General features: G+C 70.1%; 11 protein-coding genes and 1 riboswitch. Of the genes, 5 read left to right on the top strand and 6 right to left on the bottom strand.

Annotation, left to right across the window (positions count from 1 at the left end; all coding sequences use genetic code 11):
* Positions 1 to 8 precede the first annotated feature (8 nt).
* A complete protein-coding gene (locus WJ12_RS06000; protein ID WP_034186586.1) occupies positions 9 to 641 on the bottom strand; it encodes a cytochrome b/b6 domain-containing protein in 633 nt (210 codons plus the stop codon).
* A 71-nt stretch (positions 642 to 712) separates the two neighbouring features.
* Positions 713 to 985: a pentapeptide MXKDX repeat protein gene (locus WJ12_RS05995; protein ID WP_034186585.1), complete on the bottom strand. Its 273-nt coding sequence runs from the start codon at positions 983 to 985 to the stop codon at positions 713 to 715.
* Between the two features lie 270 nt (positions 986 to 1,255).
* Positions 1,256 to 1,372, top strand: a riboswitch (TPP riboswitch).
* Positions 1,373 to 1,498: 126 nt separating this feature from the next.
* Here WJ12_RS05995 and thiC point away from each other — a divergent pair.
* The 5 genes from thiC to WJ12_RS05970 all read left to right on the top strand — a co-directional run bounded on the left by thiC (position 1,499) and on the right by WJ12_RS05970 (position 7,076).
* Entirely contained in the window at positions 1,499 to 3,415 is a 1,917-nt protein-coding gene (gene thiC, locus WJ12_RS05990) for a phosphomethylpyrimidine synthase ThiC (protein WP_059560616.1), read from the top strand.
* A 232-nt stretch (positions 3,416 to 3,647) separates the two neighbouring features.
* On the top strand, positions 3,648 to 3,860 hold the full coding sequence (locus WJ12_RS05985; RefSeq protein WP_021162063.1) for a glycine zipper 2TM domain-containing protein: 213 nt from the start codon (positions 3,648 to 3,650) through the stop codon (positions 3,858 to 3,860).
* A gap of 194 nt (positions 3,861 to 4,054) precedes the next feature.
* Positions 4,055 to 4,303 (top strand): hypothetical protein, encoded by a 249-nt coding sequence (locus tag WJ12_RS05980; protein ID WP_034186583.1) that lies wholly within the window; start codon positions 4,055 to 4,057, stop codon positions 4,301 to 4,303.
* A 141-nt stretch (positions 4,304 to 4,444) separates the two neighbouring features.
* Positions 4,445 to 5,371, top strand: a complete 927-nt coding sequence (locus WJ12_RS05975; RefSeq protein ID WP_049035319.1) for a DMT family transporter — start codon at positions 4,445 to 4,447, stop codon at positions 5,369 to 5,371.
* 424 nt (positions 5,372 to 5,795) lie between these two features.
* Complete coding sequence (locus WJ12_RS05970) at positions 5,796 to 7,076, top strand: sensor domain-containing phosphodiesterase (protein ID WP_049035318.1); 1,281 nt, start codon at positions 5,796 to 5,798, stop codon at positions 7,074 to 7,076.
* 27 nt (positions 7,077 to 7,103) lie between these two features.
* Here the strand turns inward: WJ12_RS05970 and arfB are convergent, their stop codons facing one another.
* The 4 genes from arfB to recC are packed head-to-tail and all read right to left on the bottom strand — an operon-like array spanning position 7,104 to position 16,856.
* Positions 7,104 to 7,508 carry an alternative ribosome rescue aminoacyl-tRNA hydrolase ArfB gene (arfB, locus tag WJ12_RS05965; protein WP_034186580.1) on the bottom strand — a complete coding sequence of 135 codons (405 nt, stop codon included), beginning with the start codon at positions 7,506 to 7,508 and terminating at the stop codon, positions 7,104 to 7,106.
* Positions 7,505 to 9,820, bottom strand: a complete 2,316-nt coding sequence (locus WJ12_RS05960) for an AAA family ATPase (RefSeq protein WP_059560618.1) — start codon at positions 9,818 to 9,820, stop codon at positions 7,505 to 7,507. Before WJ12_RS05960 ends, arfB begins: the two co-directional genes overlap by 4 nt.
* Complete coding sequence (recB, locus tag WJ12_RS05955; protein WP_059560621.1) at positions 9,817 to 13,521, bottom strand: exodeoxyribonuclease V subunit beta; 3,705 nt, start codon at positions 13,519 to 13,521, stop codon at positions 9,817 to 9,819. Before recB ends, WJ12_RS05960 begins: the two co-directional genes overlap by 4 nt.
* Positions 13,518 to 16,856, bottom strand: coding sequence for an exodeoxyribonuclease V subunit gamma (recC, locus tag WJ12_RS05950; RefSeq protein WP_059560624.1), 3,339 nt, complete (start codon positions 16,854 to 16,856; stop codon positions 13,518 to 13,520). Before recC ends, recB begins: the two co-directional genes overlap by 4 nt.
* Positions 16,857 to 16,914: the final 58 nt, after the last annotated feature.

The raw sequence follows: 16,914 nt of genomic DNA, 5'->3' as shown, positions 1-16,914 counted from the left end.
TGGGCAGGTCAGCGGCCGCGCAGCATCGCGAGCAGCGAGCGCGGCACCAGCAGCGCCATCGCGACATGGACGACAAAGAAGGCGACCAGCAGCGACATCGCCCAGAAATGCACGACGCGCGCGTTGTCGTAGCCGCCGAACAGTTCGCGCAGCAGCGGAAACTGGACGGACTTCCAGATCGTGAGCCCCGACAGCACCAGCACGACGAGATCGACGATCGCGGTCAGGTACGCGGCACGCTGCACCGCGTTGTAGACGCTCAGGTCGTCATGCGCGAGCCGCCCGCCGAGCGCGGCGCGGATGTCGCGCCATACGGATGCCGGCGTGACGGGCAGCAGCTTGCGCGCGAAGCGCCCCGTCGCGATCGACATCGCGAGGTAGAACAGCCCGTTGGCGACCAGCAGCCACATCGCCGCGAAATGCCATTGCAGCGCGCCGCCGAGCCAGCCGCCGAGCGTGATGCCGTGCGCGAACGTGAATGACGGATAGATCGGCGACGCGTCGTAGATGCGCCAGCCCGACAGCGCCATCAGGATCGCCGCGAGCGCGTTGAGCCAGTGGCTCACGCGCACCCACGGCGGATGAATCGTGGGCGCGGGCGGCGGCGTGCTCGTGCGATCCGTGACAGGAACCGTTTGCATGATGAAGACTCCCGGATTGAGGCGTCGGGGCGGGACGCGATGCGTGCTGCCGGTCGCGCCCCGTGCATTCGTCAGTTCGACGGGCTCATGGCGTCCTTCTTCATCGCGTCGCCCTTGGACATCGCGTCGTGGCCCATCGCGTCCTTCTTCATCGCGTCGTGCTTCATGCCGTCCTTCTTCATGCCGTCCTTCTTCATCGCGCCGTCCTTGGCCATCGCGTCGTGGCCCATCGCGTCCTTCGACATCGACATGCCGTCCTTCGACATCGCATCGTTCTGCGCATATGCGCCCGTTGCGATCGTGGCAAGCGCGGCGACACAGGCAACCAGGAATACGTTTTTCATGACATCTCTCCACTACATGGGTTTAGGAGCCGAATAGACGGAGCACACCGCCGGAAATGACAGCGATGTCAAAAAAAATTCTAGACGCCGAAAATGAAGACGCGAATGCTGCACCGCTCGGCCCTGGGCGGCCCCACCGGGAAGCCGTCCGGCGGCCGCGATTGCTGCGGCGCATCCCGCCCGGTCCGGCCGCGGCGATCAAGCGATCGCCCGGCGGCATCCGCTCCGCTCCCGGTTGAAACCGCCGCCAAGCCGGTGTATCGTGTGCCCTTGCTAACGCGGGGGTCCTGCAATGCGCCCGGTCAAACAACCGGCATTGCGGGTGAGAAATACCCTTTGAACCTGATCTGGATAATGCCAGCGCAGGGAAGCGTACGGATTTCGCCGCCATCCCTCTGACGAAACCCGCCGCCTCACGAATCTCGTCTCCTGCTTAGCTCGCGCCCCACAATTGCTTTGCATGGGGCCCGAGTAAGCGCCGAAGCGCCGACTCGGGCCGACACAGGAGATCGAATGAACGCCAATCCGAAGTTTCTGTCCGCCGACGCCCACGTCGACGCGGCTGCCGTCGCGCCGCTGCCGAATTCGCGCAAGGTCTACGTCACCGGCTCGCAGCCCGACATCCGCGTGCCGATGCGCGAAATCACGCAGGCCGACACGCCGACCGGCTTCGGCGGCGAAAAGAATCCGCCGATCTACGTGTACGACACGTCGGGCCCCTACACCGATCCGGACGCGAAGATCGACATCCGTGCGGGCCTGCCCGCGCTGCGCCAACGCTGGATCGAGGCACGCGGCGACACCGACGTGCTCTCCGGCCTGTCGAGCCAGTACGGCCTCGAGCGCGCGGCCGATCCGGCCACGGCCGACCTGCGTTTCCCCGGCCTGCACCGCAACCCGCGTCGCGCCCAGGCCGGCAAGAACGTCACGCAGATGCACTACGCGCGCCAGGGCATCATCACGCCGGAAATGGAGTACATCGCGATCCGCGAGAACCAGCGCCGCGCCGAATACATCGAGAGCCTGAAGTCGAGCGGCCCGAACGGCGCGAAGCTCGCCGCGATGATGGGCCGCCAGCACCCGGGCCAGGCATTCGGCGCGAATGCGCTGGCCGAGATCACGCCGGAATTCGTGCGCGACGAAGTCGCACGCGGCCGCGCGATCATCCCCGCGAACATCAACCACCCGGAATCCGAGCCGATGATCATCGGCCGCAACTTCCTCGTGAAGATCAACGCGAACATCGGCAACTCGGCCGTCACGTCGTCGATCGGCGAGGAAGTCGACAAGATGACGTGGGCGATCCGCTGGGGCGGCGACACGGTGATGGACCTGTCGACCGGCAAGCACATCCATGAAACGCGCGAGTGGATCATCCGCAACAGCCCGGTGCCGATCGGCACGGTGCCGATCTACCAGGCGCTCGAGAAGGTCAACGGCAAGGCCGAGGACCTGACCTGGGAAATCTTCCGCGACACGCTGATCGAGCAGGCCGAGCAAGGCGTCGACTACTTCACGATCCACGCCGGCGTGCGCCTGCAGTACGTGCCGCTCACCGCGAACCGGATGACGGGCATCGTGTCGCGCGGCGGCTCGATCATGGCGAAGTGGTGCCTCGCGCATCACAAGGAAAGCTTCCTGTACGAACACTTCGAAGAGATCTGCGAGATCATGAAGGCGTACGACGTGAGCTTCTCGCTCGGCGACGGCCTGCGTCCCGGCTCGATCTACGACGCGAACGACGAAGCGCAGCTCGGCGAGCTGAAGACGCTCGGCGAGCTCACGCAGATCGCGTGGAAGCACGACGTGCAGGTGATGATCGAAGGCCCCGGCCACGTGCCGATGCAGCTGATCAAGGAGAACATGGATCTCCAGCTCGACTGGTGCAAGGAAGCGCCGTTCTACACGCTCGGGCCGCTGACGACCGACATCGCACCGGGCTACGACCACATCACGTCGGGCATCGGCGCGGCGATGATCGGCTGGTTCGGCACCGCGATGCTCTGCTACGTGACGCCGAAGGAACACCTCGGCCTGCCGAACAAGGACGACGTGAAGGAAGGCATCATCACGTACAAGCTCGCCGCGCACGCCGCCGACCTCGCCAAGGGTCACCCGGGCGCGCAGGTGCGCGACAACGCGCTGTCGAAGGCACGCTTCGAGTTCCGCTGGGAAGATCAGTTCAACATCGGTCTCGATCCGGACAAGGCGCGCGAATTCCACGACGAAACGCTGCCGAAGGATTCGGCGAAGGTCGCGCACTTCTGCTCGATGTGCGGCCCGCACTTCTGCTCGATGAAGATCACGCAGGACGTGCGCGAGTTCGCGGCACAGCAGGGCGTGTCGGAAACCGAGGCGCTGAAGAAAGGGATGGAAGTGAAGGCGGTCGAGTTCGTCAAGACCGGCGCCGAGATCTATCACCGTCAGTAAGCGCAAGCAGCGATCCGCGCCGGGTCGCATCGCGATGCATGAAGCCCGCTTTCGAGCGGGCTTTTTTGCGCACGTCGCGTGCCTGCGGCGGCACGGGAAACAATTGATTACGAAACCGCGCAAGCCTTAACAAGTCCTTACAGCAGCACCGCCAAGCGGCGCGTAGATTGGGGTCATGCGCGGCCGCCAGCCGGTCGCGCGACCTCCGCTCACTACCACAAGGACAACGATCATGAACTCGATTCGGCGTTTTGGGGTATGCGCGCTTCTCGTCGCGACGGTGGCCAGCCTGTCGGCCTGCGATTCGATGTCACGACGTCAGCGCGACACGGCAATCGGCGCGGGTGTCGGCGGCGTCGCCGGCGCGGCGATCGGCGGCAGCGCGCTGTCGACGCTCGGCGGTGCGGCAGCCGGCGGCATCATCGGTAACCAGGTCGGCAAGTAAGCCGCCGGCCGGACCCGGCGCAACCTTCGTCCAGACGGCGTTTCCGCGATGCGGAAGCGCCGTTTTCGCATGCGGCGCCGCAATAGGCGCGGCAGCCGCCCGGAAATGATCGGTTACCGTTTTGCACACCGTGTCATCGGCGCGCGGCCTAAGCTTAAGCATCTGCCGATTGCCGGCTCCGCCGGAGAGACATCATGAACAGGACCCTCGTCGCGGCGGCGCTCGCCTGCACGACGCTCGCCGGCTGCTACTACCCGTACGGCTACTATCCCGGCGGCTATTACACGGCCGCGCCGGTGCAGCCGGCGCCCGTGTACGTCGATCCCGGCCCCGCCTACTACTATCCGGCGCCGGCCTATGCGCCTGCCTGGGGCGGCTATTGGGGACCGGCGCTGTCGCTCAATTTCGGCTTCGGCGGACGCGGCGGCTGGCGCCATCACTGACCGGGCACGGCCGCCGACGGGTGGCCCCCTGCCCCCTCGACCGGCGATATTCCCGTTTCTTGTCGTTTCATCGAATCGTGAAACGACGGCGCGGTAACGCGGTGTAAGATTCATCGCATCCCGTCCCCGCCCTCACGATCGATGTCACCCAAGAACGCCTTCCTGCTGACCGTGCTCGCTGCCCTGTGGGGCGCGTCGTTCCTGTTCATCCGGATCGGCGTGATCGATCTCGGCGTCGCGCCGCTGATGGCGTTGCGCGTGGGCATCGGCGCGCTGTTTCTCACCGGCTTCGCGCTGACGCGCTTCAAACCCGCCGACCTCGGTGCGCGATTGCGCCGCCATGCGTGGCCGTTGTTCGTCGTCGGCGCACTGAACTCGGGCATCCCGTTCTGCCTGTTCGCGTTCGCCGAGCTGACGCTGTCGGCCGGGCTCACGTCGGTGATCAATGCGACGACGCCACTGTGGGGCGCGCTCGTCGCGTACCTGTGGCTGAAGGACAAGCTGTCGTTGCCGCGTGCGCTCGGCCTCGTGATCGGCTTTGCCGGGGTCCTCACGCTCGTGTGGAACCAGATCGCGAACGCGCACGGCGACACGGGCGCCAGCGCGACCGCGCTCGCTGCCGCCGCGGCGCTCGGCGCGACGCTGCTGTACGGCATCGCGGCCAATTACACGAAGCGCACGCTCGGTGGCGTCGATCCGCTCGTCAACGCGGCCGGCAGCATGATCGGCTCGACCCTCCTCCTGCTGCCGTTCGCGATCGCCACCTGGCCGGCGGCGCCGGTCAGCGCCCACGCCTGGGGCGCGGTACTCGCCCTCGGCATCGCGTGCACCGGCATCGCGTATTTCATCTTCTTCTATCTGATCGCGCATGTCGGCCCCGCCCGCGCGATTACCGTGACGTTCGTGATCCCGGTGTTCGGGCTGCTGTGGGGCGCGCTGTTCCTGGGCGAACACGTGTCGGCCGTCATGATCGAAGGCTGCGCGATCGTACTCGTCGGCACCGCGCTCGCGACCGGCGTGATCAAGCGGATTCCCGGCATCCGGCCGCGCGGCGGCGAAGCGGCCTGAGGATCCGGGCGCGGGCGCCAACGCATCGCGGATGGCGGCACCGCGCACCCGCATTCATCCGACGGCGGATCTCGTTCGCGCCTGTCTCCGCCGCCGGGATTTTTCGTCCCCCCGCCCTTTACCATTCGCCATGCGGTCGGGTTGTCATGTGCGCCGGCAGCGCCCGCCGCTGCGTGACGGTCATGCGCGGCACGCACGCGAACGGCACCCGGCACCCCCGCGCCGTTACCATGGCCGGGCCGTGTACCGTTTGCGTCTGGAGTTACCCTGATACGCGCGCCGCTGCAATCCCGGTACACTCGAAACACTTATCCGCACGAGGCGGCCTCGATGTACCACGTTCTTTCGCGTCCGCCTGCGCGTGCGACCGCATCGGCGTGGCGGCCCGCTCCCGCCCCACCGTACGCCCCCGGGCACCGTTGACATGAAGCCCGCCCGCGACCTGTCGCTCGACTCCCTGCTCGAACGCCTGACGCCGACGCCCGGCGGCTGGGTCGCCACCTTTCGCACCACGACGCTGCGCAGCGTGTTCCAGCCCGTGTTGTCGATCACGCACAAGCGCGTCGTCGGCTACGAAGCGCTGCTGCGCGTCGTCGACGCGGACGGCACGCTGCTCTCGCCCACCGCCCTCTTCGACAAGACGCGTGCCGACGCCGACGCGCTGCTGCTCGACCGGCTCGCGCGCTGCCTGCACACGGCCAACTTCGTCGCGCAGGGAATCGGCGACGGCTGGCTGTTCCTGAACGTGACGCCGCGCGTACTCGATACGGGCCTCGTGCAGCGCGAGTTCGTCGAGGCGCTGTGCCGGCATTTCGGGTTGCCGCCGAACCGCATCGTGCTGGAGGTCGTCGAGCAACCGGCGCGCGACGAAGCCGCGCTCGCCCGCACGATCGACATGATCCAGCATCGCGATTTCCTGATCGCGATCGACGATTTCGGCACCGGATTCTCGAATTTCGACCGCGTCTGGCGCGCACGGCCCGACATCGTCAAGCTCGACCGCTCGCTCGTCGAACGCGCGACCGGGTCGGCCGACGATCGCCGCATCATGCATCACCTCGTGTCGATGCTGCACCAGGCCGGCGCGATGGTGCTGGCCGAAGGCGTCGAAAGCGACGACGCGCTGCAGACGCTGATGGAGGCCGATATCGATTTCGTGCAGGGTTTCCAGTTCGGCCAGCCCGATGCGTCGATCGCGCATGCGAGCGCGGCCGCGCCCGCGATGCTCGACGCCGCGTGGCAGCGCTTCATCGCACGCCGGCGCCCGCCGGTCATCGCCGAGCAGCCGGGCTTCGATGCGATCGAACGACTCGTGCTGGGCGGTGCGGCCGCCTTTTCCGCCAGCGGCAATCTGCAGGATGCCGCCCAACGCGTGTTCACGGTGCCGGCCGCGCGCCGCGTGTTCGTCACCGACGAGATCGGCGAGCAGTTCCTGCCGTCGATCACCGCGCGGCCCGACGACGGTCAGGCAGTCGCCGCCCGCCTCGCGCCGCTGTTCCCGGAAACCCACAGCAACTGGTCGCGGCGCCCGTACTTCCAGCGCGCGATCGCCGCACCCGGACGCGTCGCGCTGATGGGCCCGCATTTCTCGCTGACGGAAGGCCGCGACTGCTACACGGCCGCCGTCGCGATCCGCGCACGGAGCCGGCTCGTCGTGTTCTGCGTCGACTTCGTGCTCGACAGCGCGGGAACGGTGATGCGCTAGCCGCGCGCGCCGCCGGCCGTTCATTCGTCAGTCGATCACCTTCCCTCTTCCGGACTTCACCACGCTGCGGCGCGACTTGTGTTCGAGCCGCCGCTCCTTCGACGCACGCGTCGGCCGCGTCGCCACGCGTGCGCGCGGCGTAAACGCGACGCTGGAGATCAGCGAATCGAGTCGCGCCAGCGCGGCCTCGCGGTTCTTCTCCTGCGTGCGGTATTCCTGCGACTTGATCACGACGATGCCGTCGCGCGTGATGCGCTGGTCGGACAGCGCGAGAAGCCGCTCCTTGATCACCGGCGGCAGCGACGACGCACGGATGTCGAAGCGCAGGTGAATCGCACTCGACACCTTGTTCACGTTCTGCCCGCCCGCGCCCTGTGCGCGCACGGCCGTCCATTCGACCTCGGCCGGATCGAGCGTATAGCGGATCATCATCGCGAAACCTCCGTGCGGTGTCGCGCGAGCGCTTCGTCGACGCGCGCCGCGAGCCCCGAATCGCGCTGCGTGCGTGTTGCGACCGCCTGCGCCAGCACGCGCCGCGGCCCGATCACCTGCACCCGCGTGCGCGCACGCGTGACGGCCGTATAGACCAGCTCGCGCGTGAGCACCCGGCTGAACGAGGCCGGCAGCACGAGCGCGGCTTCGTCGAATTCCGAGCCCTGCGATTTGTGGACGGTCAGCGCGAACGCCGTCTCGTGCGGCGGCAGCGCGGCCGGCGACACCGCACGCGCGGTGCCGTCCGCGCGCCGGAACCACACGCGCAGCACGCCGTGCGCATCGGGCAACGCGATGCCGATGTCGCCGTTGAACAGCCCGAGCGCGTAGTCGTTGCGCGTCACCATGATCGGCCGCCCGGTGAACCAGTGCGCGCCGACCGCGAGCGGCACGCGCGCCGCGTGCCGCACGTGCGCGGCCACCAGCGCGTTGACGTGCTCCGCGCCGCGCGAGCCGTTGCGGGTCGCGCACAGGATCCGGAACCGGTTAAGCGCATCGAACAGCGGCAGCGGATCGGGCACCGGCGCGTCCAGCGCGGCGCGCAACGCGTCGAGGTAAGCGCCGAACCGCCGTGCGAGCCGCTCGACCGTCGACGATGCAAGCGTATCGCCCGCATCGTCGTGGAACGACGCGGCGGCCGTATCGTCGGCGGGCAGCGCATCCAGTGCGGCCTGCACGTCGCCGCCGCGGATCGCGACCGACAGCCGCCCGATCGGTGAATCGAGACCGAAACGGTAGTTGCGTTCGAGCCAGACGACGCAGTCCGCGAGCGGCGCCGGCGCGCGCGCGACGGCGGCTGCGGCGTCGACTTCGCCGGTCGATGCGGAGGTCGCTGCCGTCACCGATGCGAGCGCCGCGTCGCCCGCGTCGAACGGCGGCAGCTCGACGGCATCGAGCCATGCGAGTTCGTCGACTTCGATCCATGCGGGTGTCTCCCCCGCGGTAACGGTGCCGCCGACATCGGCCGGCGCCGGGACTACCGGCGGTGGCGATACGATCTCGGCCGACGAAACCTCGTCATCCTGCGGTTCGTCGTCGAAGAGCGATGCCTGTCGCGGATCGGCCTTCTGCCGCGACGCCGGTTTGCGGGAAACGGAAGCCGATGCCGAAGGCAACGCCTGCGCCGAAACGGAAGCCGGACGTGCGGCCGGCACGCCCGCCGCGGTGGCGATTGCGGCTTCGTCCGGCACCGGCAACGCCGCGACGAACGTCGCCTCGTCGATACCGAGCGCCTGTGCGATGCGCGTGCGCGCCGCGGCCGTAAAGGCGGGCCGCGCGCTCAACTCGGCGAACACGGCCCCCGCTTCGACCGCGGCCAGTTGATCCTTGTCGCCGAGCAGCACGAGCCGTGCGCCCGGCGCAAGCGCGTCGAGCAGATGCGCGGCGAGCGCGACGTCGATCATCGACGCCTCGTCGACGACGATCAGGTCGTACGGCAACGGATTGTCGCGATGATGGCGGAAGCCGGCCGCCCCGCCGCCGCCCAGCAGCCGGTGCAGCGTATACGACGTGTCGGGCAGGCGTGCCGCGAGTTCGGGCGGCAGGTCGCCGGCCCGTGCATGCAGCGCTTCCTGCATCCGCTGCGCGGCCTTGCCGGTCGGTGCGGCCAGCGCGATGCGCAGCCCCGGGTGCGCGTCGAGCAGGCAGGCCAGCACGCCGACGACCGTCGTCGTCTTGCCCGTGCCGGGGCCGCCGCTGACGATCGTCACGCGGCCCGTCAGCGCGACGATCGCCGCCACGCGCTGCCAGTCGACTTCGCCGTTGGCCGGCCCGAAATAGCGCGCGAGACTGTCGCGCAGCCGGTCGGGCGACAGGCCTTCGTCCGGACCGGCAACCCCGGCCTGTGCGACGAGCGCATCGGCAAGCCGCCGTTCGTAATCGAAATAGCGCGACAGGTACAGGTGATCGTGCCGGTCGACGATCAGCGGCCGCTCGTCGCCGCGCGCCAGCGTGCCGAACGCGACCACGCCGCTCGCGGCAAGCGCGGCGCGCACCTCGTCGAGCGGGGTTTCGTAGCGCTGCGCGAGTGCGCCGAGCGCGACGCACACGTGGCCGCCGGCCGTCGCGCGGCTCGTCGCGAACGCGGCGCGCGCCGCCCAGCGTGCCGCGGCCGACGGCGCGCCGGCGCGCCGCGCGAGATCGCCGATGCGACGCGCGAAGCCTTCCGCAAGCGCGATGCCGAAATCGGCCGGCTCGGGCAGCCGCGCGACGAGGCCGCCGGTGAATTCGAGCGTGTCGTCCGACGCGTTCATGCGCGCCTCCCTTCCATCATGCGGTCGAGGGCCTCGACGAGCGCACGCGCGGGCCGGCGGGCATGCACGCCGGACGGCTCGCCGCCGCTGCGCCAGCCGGGCCGCACGCCGCGCACGAACAGGTACAGGTAGCCCGCGATGTGCGTATCGTAGTCGTAGTCGGGCAGCCGTCCGCGCAGGTAGCGATGCAGCGCGACCGTGTAGAGCAGCGCCTGCAGGTGATACGCGTGATCGGCCATCGCGACGTCGAGCGCGCGCGGGCCGTAGGCATCCGGCGTCGTGCCGAGATGGTTCGACTTCCAGTCGACGATCCAGAAGCGGCCGTCGTGTTCGACGATCATGTCGATGAAACCCTTGATGAAACCGGCGAGCGTGCCCGCCTCCAGTGCGACGTCCGGATAGCCGTGCGCGACCAGCAAGCGGCGCAGCGCCGCCAGGTCGAGCGACGGCGCCGGGAACAGGAACCCCATTTCGTCGAGCCGCTTCGCCGGATCGAGATCGGCGAGCCGCATGCCCGGCACGAGCTCGGTGTGCACGACATCGTCGACCAGCTGCGCCATCATCGCCGGCAGCCGGGTAGCGAGCTCGGGCTCCGCCTCGACCGGCCGGTCATGCAGCGCGCCGAGCGCGGCCGCGTGCCACGACTCGGGCTCCGTGAAGCGGCTGAGTTCGAACAGGCGGTGCAGGCATTCGCCGGCCGCGGCCCCGCGCGGGAACACGAGGATGTCGTCGTCCGGCGGTTCCGCCGCGGCCGGCTCCGAGAAGTGCCATTCGCCGTCCGGCGTCACCTCGGCAAGCGCATCGTGATCGGGCCGCAGTTCGTCGTCGGGCACGGCCGCGACGCCCGCCTCCTCGCGCGCCATCGACGCGGTCAGCGAGCTGAAGCTCGCCATCCGCCACGCGTCGCGCAGCACACGCGTCGCGTGGCGCGCCGCGAGCGCCTGCGAGGCGTCGTGCCCCGCCGCGAGACGCTCGCGGCGCGCGGGCACGGGCAGCGGCGCGACGCTCACGGGGCCGCCCGCGAGCGCGCGCCACGCCGCCTCGAGCGCAGCCTCGTCGGGCGGTTCGTCGAGCCACGCATCGAACGACTGGCCGGCGCCGGCGACGAGCCAGTTGAGCACGCTGCGCCGCGCTTCGCGCGTCGAGCGCGACGACAGGTACGGCCCGGCAACGACATAACAACGATAGACCGCACGCGTGAGCGCCACGTAGACGAGCCGCGCGCGTTCCGCGGCCTGCTCGCGCAACGCCTGCCGCGCCGCGTGCGCGGCCGCCTCGTCGTCGCATCCGTAATGCAGCACGGCGTCGCCCGCTTCGTCGTGATACTCGCGCGCATCGGGCAACGCGGACGCAGGCGGTTCGCGCAATCCGCCGTCGTTCAGGAACGGACAGAACACGATTGCGTATTCAAGCCCCTTCGACTTGTGCACCGTCACGATCTGCACGAGGTTGCGATCGGATTCGAGCCGCAGCTGCGCTTCCTCGCCGCCGCCGTCGAGCCGTTGCGCGGCGAGCCAGCGCAGCGTCGGCGCGATGCCCGGCTGCGCGGAGGCGCGCGCCTGCGTCAGTTCGGCCAGATGGTTGATGTCGGTCACACGACGCTCGCCGTCCGCACCGGCCATCAGCCGTTCGGCGATCCGCAGCTCGCGCGTGAACGTGCGCCACATCACCGCGAAACCGCGTTCGCGCCACACCAGCCGATAGCGCGAGAAGCGCTCGACCCAGCTCATCGCGTCGGTGCTGTCGGACGCGCCGCTCGACGCATCGCCGTCGCCCTGCTCCATCCGCCACAGCGCACCGGCATCGAGGCCGAACCAGTCGGATGCGAGCGCCGCGCGCAGGCGCCGCAGGTCGCCCGGCGCATCGATCGCCGCCAGCACGCGTTCGAGCTGCTCGGCGTCGCCGGTCGAGAACACCGACGCCTGCGCCAGCTCGACGCTGCCGATGCCCCAGGTGGCGAGCACGCGTTTCACGAGACTGCCCTGCCGGTGCGTCTGCACGAGCACCGCGATGTCGCCCGGCGACAGCGGCGTGTCGCCGAGCCGCACTTGCCCTTCGCGCGCGCCGCGCATCAGCCGCGCGATCTCGGCGGCACACGCCTGCGCGGCCTGTGCCTGCGCATCGCGCTTGAGCAACGTGCCTTCCCCGCCCGGCAATGCCCAGACCCGGAAGTCGCCGGACGGGCCCGGATCGGTTTCGTCGACGAACGGCGCGCGCACGCGCGTGCCGGCACGCACCGCGTAATAGTCGAGCCCGTCGAGCACGAACGCGCGCGGATTCGACATGAAGAAGCGGTTGCATGCGTCGACGATCGCGGGCGTCGAACGCTGGTTGACCGCGAGCGTGTAGCACGCGCTCGCCCGTGCGCGCGCCGCCAGATAGGTATGCAGATCGGCCGCGCGGAAGCTGTAGATCGCCTGCTTCGGATCGCCGACCAGGAACAGCGGGCCGCCCGGCGCGAAGATCCGGTCGAAGATCGCGAACTGCAGCGGGTCGGTATCCTGGAACTCGTCGATCAGCGCGGCCGGATAGCGTGCGCGCAACGTCTCGGCGAGCCACGGATGCGCACGCAGCGCGTGGTACAGGTTCGCCAGCAGATCGTCGAACGACACGACGCGCCGCGTGCGCTTGCGCTCGGCCAGCTCGCCCGGCGCCACGTCGAGCCAGTCGGCGATCAGCGCGAGCCAGCGCGCGCGCTGCGTGGCCTCGGCGGCGGCCACCGCGGCTTCGAGCGCATCGGCGACGTCGAAGAACGCGTGCTCGGGTGTCACGCCGCCTTTCTTCGTCGCCTTCGTCAGCGCGGATTGCGTGAGCTTCAGCGCGGCTTTCGGCAGCGCGGCCGTCGCGTCGCCCTGCGCGAAATGCGCCGTCCAGGCGGCCAGCGCATCGGCGACCGCATCGGGCTTGTGCGAGCGCTGGTTGAGCGCGGGCTGCGCCGCGCGCAGCAACGCGTCGATCGTCTCGCGCTCGGCCGCCCACAGCCGCGCCGCCTCGGCGAAGCATTCGGCCGCGGCGGCCTCGGCCGACTCGTCCGGCTCGGTCACGCCGTCCCAGCGCAGCGCGGCGAGCGGCTTCTTCAGCCGGCGCGCGAGCTGCGCATCGAGCGCGGCCGGGCCGGCGCCCGATTCGACGAGCCAGGTCGCGAAACCCGGCCAGCGCGCGGCCGCCGGTTCGACGCGCGTGCGCCAGAAATCCGCCGCGAGTTCGAAGCGCAGCGACGCATCGTCGGCCTCCATGTCGAACGCGAACGGCATCGCGGCGGCGAACGGCGCTTCCTGCAACGCACGCTGGCAGAACGCGTGAATCGTATGGATCGCGGCCTGGTCGAACGCGCGCAGCGCGCGCCGGATGCGCTTCGCGGCCGTCTCGGAATCGAGCACGCCGTCTGCGCCGAGCGTGGTCTCGAGCAGGCGCGAGATGAACGGGTCCCCGCCGTCGTCGCCCGTATCGAGCGCGTGCGCAAGCTGCGCGAGCCGGCTGCGAACCCGCTCGTGCAGCTCGGCCGTCGCCGCCTTCGTGAAGGTCACGACGAGGATTTCGTCCGCGCCGAGATCCTTCTCGAGCAGCAGGCGCACGTACAGCGCGCAGATGTTCCAGGTCTTGCCGGTGCCGGCCGATGCCTCGATCTGGTTGACGCCGTCGAGCGGGCACGCGAACACGTCGAGTTCGAGCGCCTGCTGCGGCTGCGACACGGCGCTCATGCAACCTCCTTCAGATGCTCGATCAGCGGCTCGAACACGAGCCGCGCCAATGTGCCGAACGGCTCGTCGAGCGACGGGTGCGCACCGCGCCATGCGATCGCGATCGCCGGATCGTCCGCTTCGCTCACGACACGTTCGTTGATCCACACGCTCGCGGCCTTGGCCTCGCCGTCGGACACCCGCGCCCATGCGCTGCGCGGAAAGAACCGCAGCGGCATCCGCCGCCCCGCGCGGAACAGCGCGGCAAGCGGCGCGAGCCGTTCCAGCGGCGCCGCGACGGGCGTCAGCTCGAACGCGCCGCCGCTGCCGAACCACAGCGTGCGGCGCGGCCCGCCGGGCTCGACCGCGCAGTACACGAGATGCGCGAGCCATGCGGACAGATAGTCGCGCGCGCTCGGTCGTGCGTAGCGATAGATGATCTGCCCGGCCGGCGTCAACCGGTTCAGCGTGCCCTGCAATTCGAGCGGCGCGCTCACCGCGTCGGCCGACAGCATCGCGTCGTCCGTGCCGAACAACGCCTGCTCCGTATCGGGCCATGCCGGCACGACCGTGAGCGAGAACGGCCGCCGCTCGATGCCGTCGGCCAGCGCGCGGCGCACGCTCGACGCAAGCTGCGTCATCGAGCCGAGCGCCTGATCACGCCACACCGTGCCCGTCGCGCCGCCCGGCAGTTCGGGGCTCGCATCGGCAATGCGCAGCGCGTGGTCATGCACCGTGCCCTCGTCCGATTCGATCAACAGCGGCAACACGCGCTCGGCGAGCGCATCACTGCCGGCGAAGTCGAGCGAGAACGGTTCCGTATCGAGCAGTTCGGCCTGCGCGTCGGCAAGCACGATGCCGAGCCGGCCGCGCAGCAACGCGCGCGCCGGATGGCGCCAGAAGCGTTCGAATTCGCTGAACGCGACGGGCTCGACCGGTTCGGCCGGCAGCGGCTGCGCGAAGAACGGCAATTCGCGCGGGCCGTCGCGCGACGCTTCGGCGGCGAGCAGCGACGCGAGCGTCGCCCGCTCGGCGTCGTAGGACACGAGCGCGCTGCCGGGCTGGAAATACGCGGCCGCGAACGGTTGCAGCGGATGCTCGACGATGAACGCGCGCCGCGCGGCATCGACGGCGTCCGGCGCGGCGTCGGGCCCGGCCGTGACGATCGCCAGATGATCGAGCAGTTCGTCGACGAGCGCCGCGGGCGGCAACGGCGCGTTGTCGCGGATGCTGCGGCCCGTATAGGCGATCAGCAGCCGGTCGCGCGCGGCCAGCAGCAGGTCGAGAAACAGGTTGCGCTCGTCGTCGCGGCGCTGCCGGTCGCCGAGCTTCGGCAACACGGCCATCAGGTCGAATTCGTCCGCGCGCGCGAGGCTCGGCAGCACGCCGTCGTCCATCCCGAGCAGACAGACGACGCGATACGGCAGCCCGCGCAGGCTCGTCAGAGACGAGAACGTGACGCCGCCCCACGGCACCCCGCCGCGCGCCGGATCGTCGAGCGCCGCGGCCAGCCCCGCGCGGACGACCGCGGCCGGCAACGCTTCGTCGGGCGCCCCTTCCGTCATCGCGGCCAGCATCGCGTCGAGCGCATCGCGCACGCCGGCCAGCGCGTCCGCATATGCGGCGCCCGAATCGAAGAAGCGCGCGAGCGTATCGGCGAACAGTTCGCTCCAGCCGCTCGGCGTGTGCGATTCGGCCAGGCGACGCGCGAAGCCGTCGAGATCGTCGGTAAAGCGCGCCAGCCGGCCGAGCAGTTCGGCCTCGCTGCCCGTGGCCGCCTCGATCGGCAGCCACGCGCCGATCGGCGCCGCGCCTTCCGGCATCGCATAGCCGAGAAAAAGCCGCGCGAGCGCATCGGAGAACGTATGGCGCGGCGCGGGCACGGCCGCGTCGCCGCTGACGAGCGGCGACAGCCCGCGCCGCGCGCCGGCGGCCGCGAGCCAGGTCTGCACCGTCTCGAGCGCGGCCGCGTCGATGTCGTATCGCGCGGCCACCGCATCGACGCGCAGCCATTCGACCAACTCCGGCGCGCCGACCTGCCGTTCCGGCAACGTGAGCCAGTCGAGCAGCACGCGGGCGACCGGGTTCGCCTGCGACGGCGGCAGGCCGGTGATCCGGTAAGGCACGCGCGCGCCGCCGGCGCCGGCCGTGCCGAACACCGCATCGATCAGCGGCCCGGCCGCCGCGAGGTCGGCCACCGCGACCAGCACGTCGGACGGCTGCAGGCTCGCATCGGCGTCGAACCACGCGAGCAGGCGGTCGTGCAGCACCTCGAGCTGGCGCGCGAGGCTGTGGCACACGTGCACCTCGATGCCGCGCTCGGCCGGCGTGTCGCCGGTTTCGGCCTCCGGCCGCAGCTCGAGGATCGCGTTCTGCACGCGTGCGAGCCACGTGGGCGCGGGATTCTCGACGAAGCGCGAGGCATCGCCCGACGCGGCGCTTTCAGTCAGCTCGTGCAGCATGTGCAGCTGCGCCTGCGTCTGCCGGCCCCACTCGGCGAGCAGCGGATGGCCGACTTCCTGATAGTCGAGCCGCCCGGCCGCATCGAGCGTCTCGGCGTGCGCGGCCGTGACGATGTCGAACCAGAATTCGCGGCACGGGTTCAGCGCATAGACGCGCACGTCGATCCAGCGCGACAGCTCGCGCAGCAACGCGACGTGCAGCGGCGGCATCGTCGGCAGCGCGAACACGCTGACCGATTCCGGCCAGTCCGCGCGCGCGACCGTTTCAGCATCGAGATGGCGCGCCTCGACGAGGAAACGGTGCGCGGGCGGCGTGCCGCTGTCGCTCAGCTCGGCGAGCAGCGCGCGCCACAGCGCGGCCTGCCAGCGCTCGTCGTCGCGTGCGGCGTCGCTGATCCCGCGCGGCGCGGCGTCGCCCGCGAGCACGGATTCGCCGGCCTGCCAGGCGGCCAGCCATTCGGGGCGATAGGTCAGGTAATGATCGAGCACGGCCGCGACGCGGTGCGCGAGCTCGTAGCGCATCGCATCGTCGGAGGCGGACAGGTACGCGGCCAGCCGTGGCGAGGCGAGCCATGGCGCGCCGCCGGCCGCCTGCGCGAGCAGCCGGTAGCAGCGCCACACGAGACGGTCGGGCGCGAACGGCGAACGCTTGGGCACCTCCATCACGCGGCCGATCTGCGCCCACAGCCACTGCGCGAGATACGTGAACTCGACGTTCGCGCACACGCCGTTGCGTGCGGCGATGTCGAGCTCGAGACGACGGCGCAGCGCCGCGCTCGGCACGATGACCTGTTGCGGCGCCCACGGGCCGTTGCGGGCCGGGAACGCGGCCAGATCCTCGAGCAGCGCGTCGGCCAGCGTCTCGTGACGGTTCGAATAGAAGAGATGGAGCATGAAGCGGGCGTCGGAACCTCGCCCCGGCCGGGCCGGGCGAACAGGATCACCAAGGATA

This window comes from Burkholderia seminalis, assembly GCF_001718535.1.
Lineage (GTDB): Bacteria > Pseudomonadota > Gammaproteobacteria > Burkholderiales > Burkholderiaceae > Burkholderia > Burkholderia seminalis.
This window is presented reverse-complemented; position numbering and strand designations above follow the sequence as displayed.

Excerpts from the sequence above, each read along its gene's own strand:
- WJ12_RS05995 (WP_034186585.1), bottom strand. The coding sequence starts at position 985 with ATGAAAAACGTATTCCTGGTTGCCTGTGTCGCCGCGCTTGCCACGATC.
- WJ12_RS05980 (WP_034186583.1), top strand. The coding sequence starts at position 4,055 with ATGAACAGGACCCTCGTCGCGGCGGCGCTCGCCTGCACGACGCTCGCC.
- WJ12_RS05985 (WP_021162063.1), top strand. The coding sequence starts at position 3,648 with ATGAACTCGATTCGGCGTTTTGGGGTATGCGCGCTTCTCGTCGCGACG.
- recC (WP_059560624.1), bottom strand. The coding sequence starts at position 16,856 with ATGCTCCATCTCTTCTATTCGAACCGTCACGAGACGCTGGCCGACGCG.
- WJ12_RS05960 (WP_059560618.1), bottom strand. The coding sequence starts at position 9,820 with ATGAACGCGTCGGACGACACGCTCGAATTCACCGGCGGCCTCGTCGCG.
- WJ12_RS05975 (WP_049035319.1), top strand. The coding sequence starts at position 4,445 with ATGTCACCCAAGAACGCCTTCCTGCTGACCGTGCTCGCTGCCCTGTGG.
- thiC (WP_059560616.1), top strand. The coding sequence starts at position 1,499 with ATGAACGCCAATCCGAAGTTTCTGTCCGCCGACGCCCACGTCGACGCG.
- arfB (WP_034186580.1), bottom strand. The coding sequence starts at position 7,508 with ATGATGATCCGCTATACGCTCGATCCGGCCGAGGTCGAATGGACGGCC.
- WJ12_RS06000 (WP_034186586.1), bottom strand. The coding sequence starts at position 641 with ATGCAAACGGTTCCTGTCACGGATCGCACGAGCACGCCGCCGCCCGCG.
- recB (WP_059560621.1), bottom strand. The coding sequence starts at position 13,521 with ATGAGCGCCGTGTCGCAGCCGCAGCAGGCGCTCGAACTCGACGTGTTC.
- WJ12_RS05970 (WP_049035318.1), top strand. The coding sequence starts at position 5,796 with ATGAAGCCCGCCCGCGACCTGTCGCTCGACTCCCTGCTCGAACGCCTG.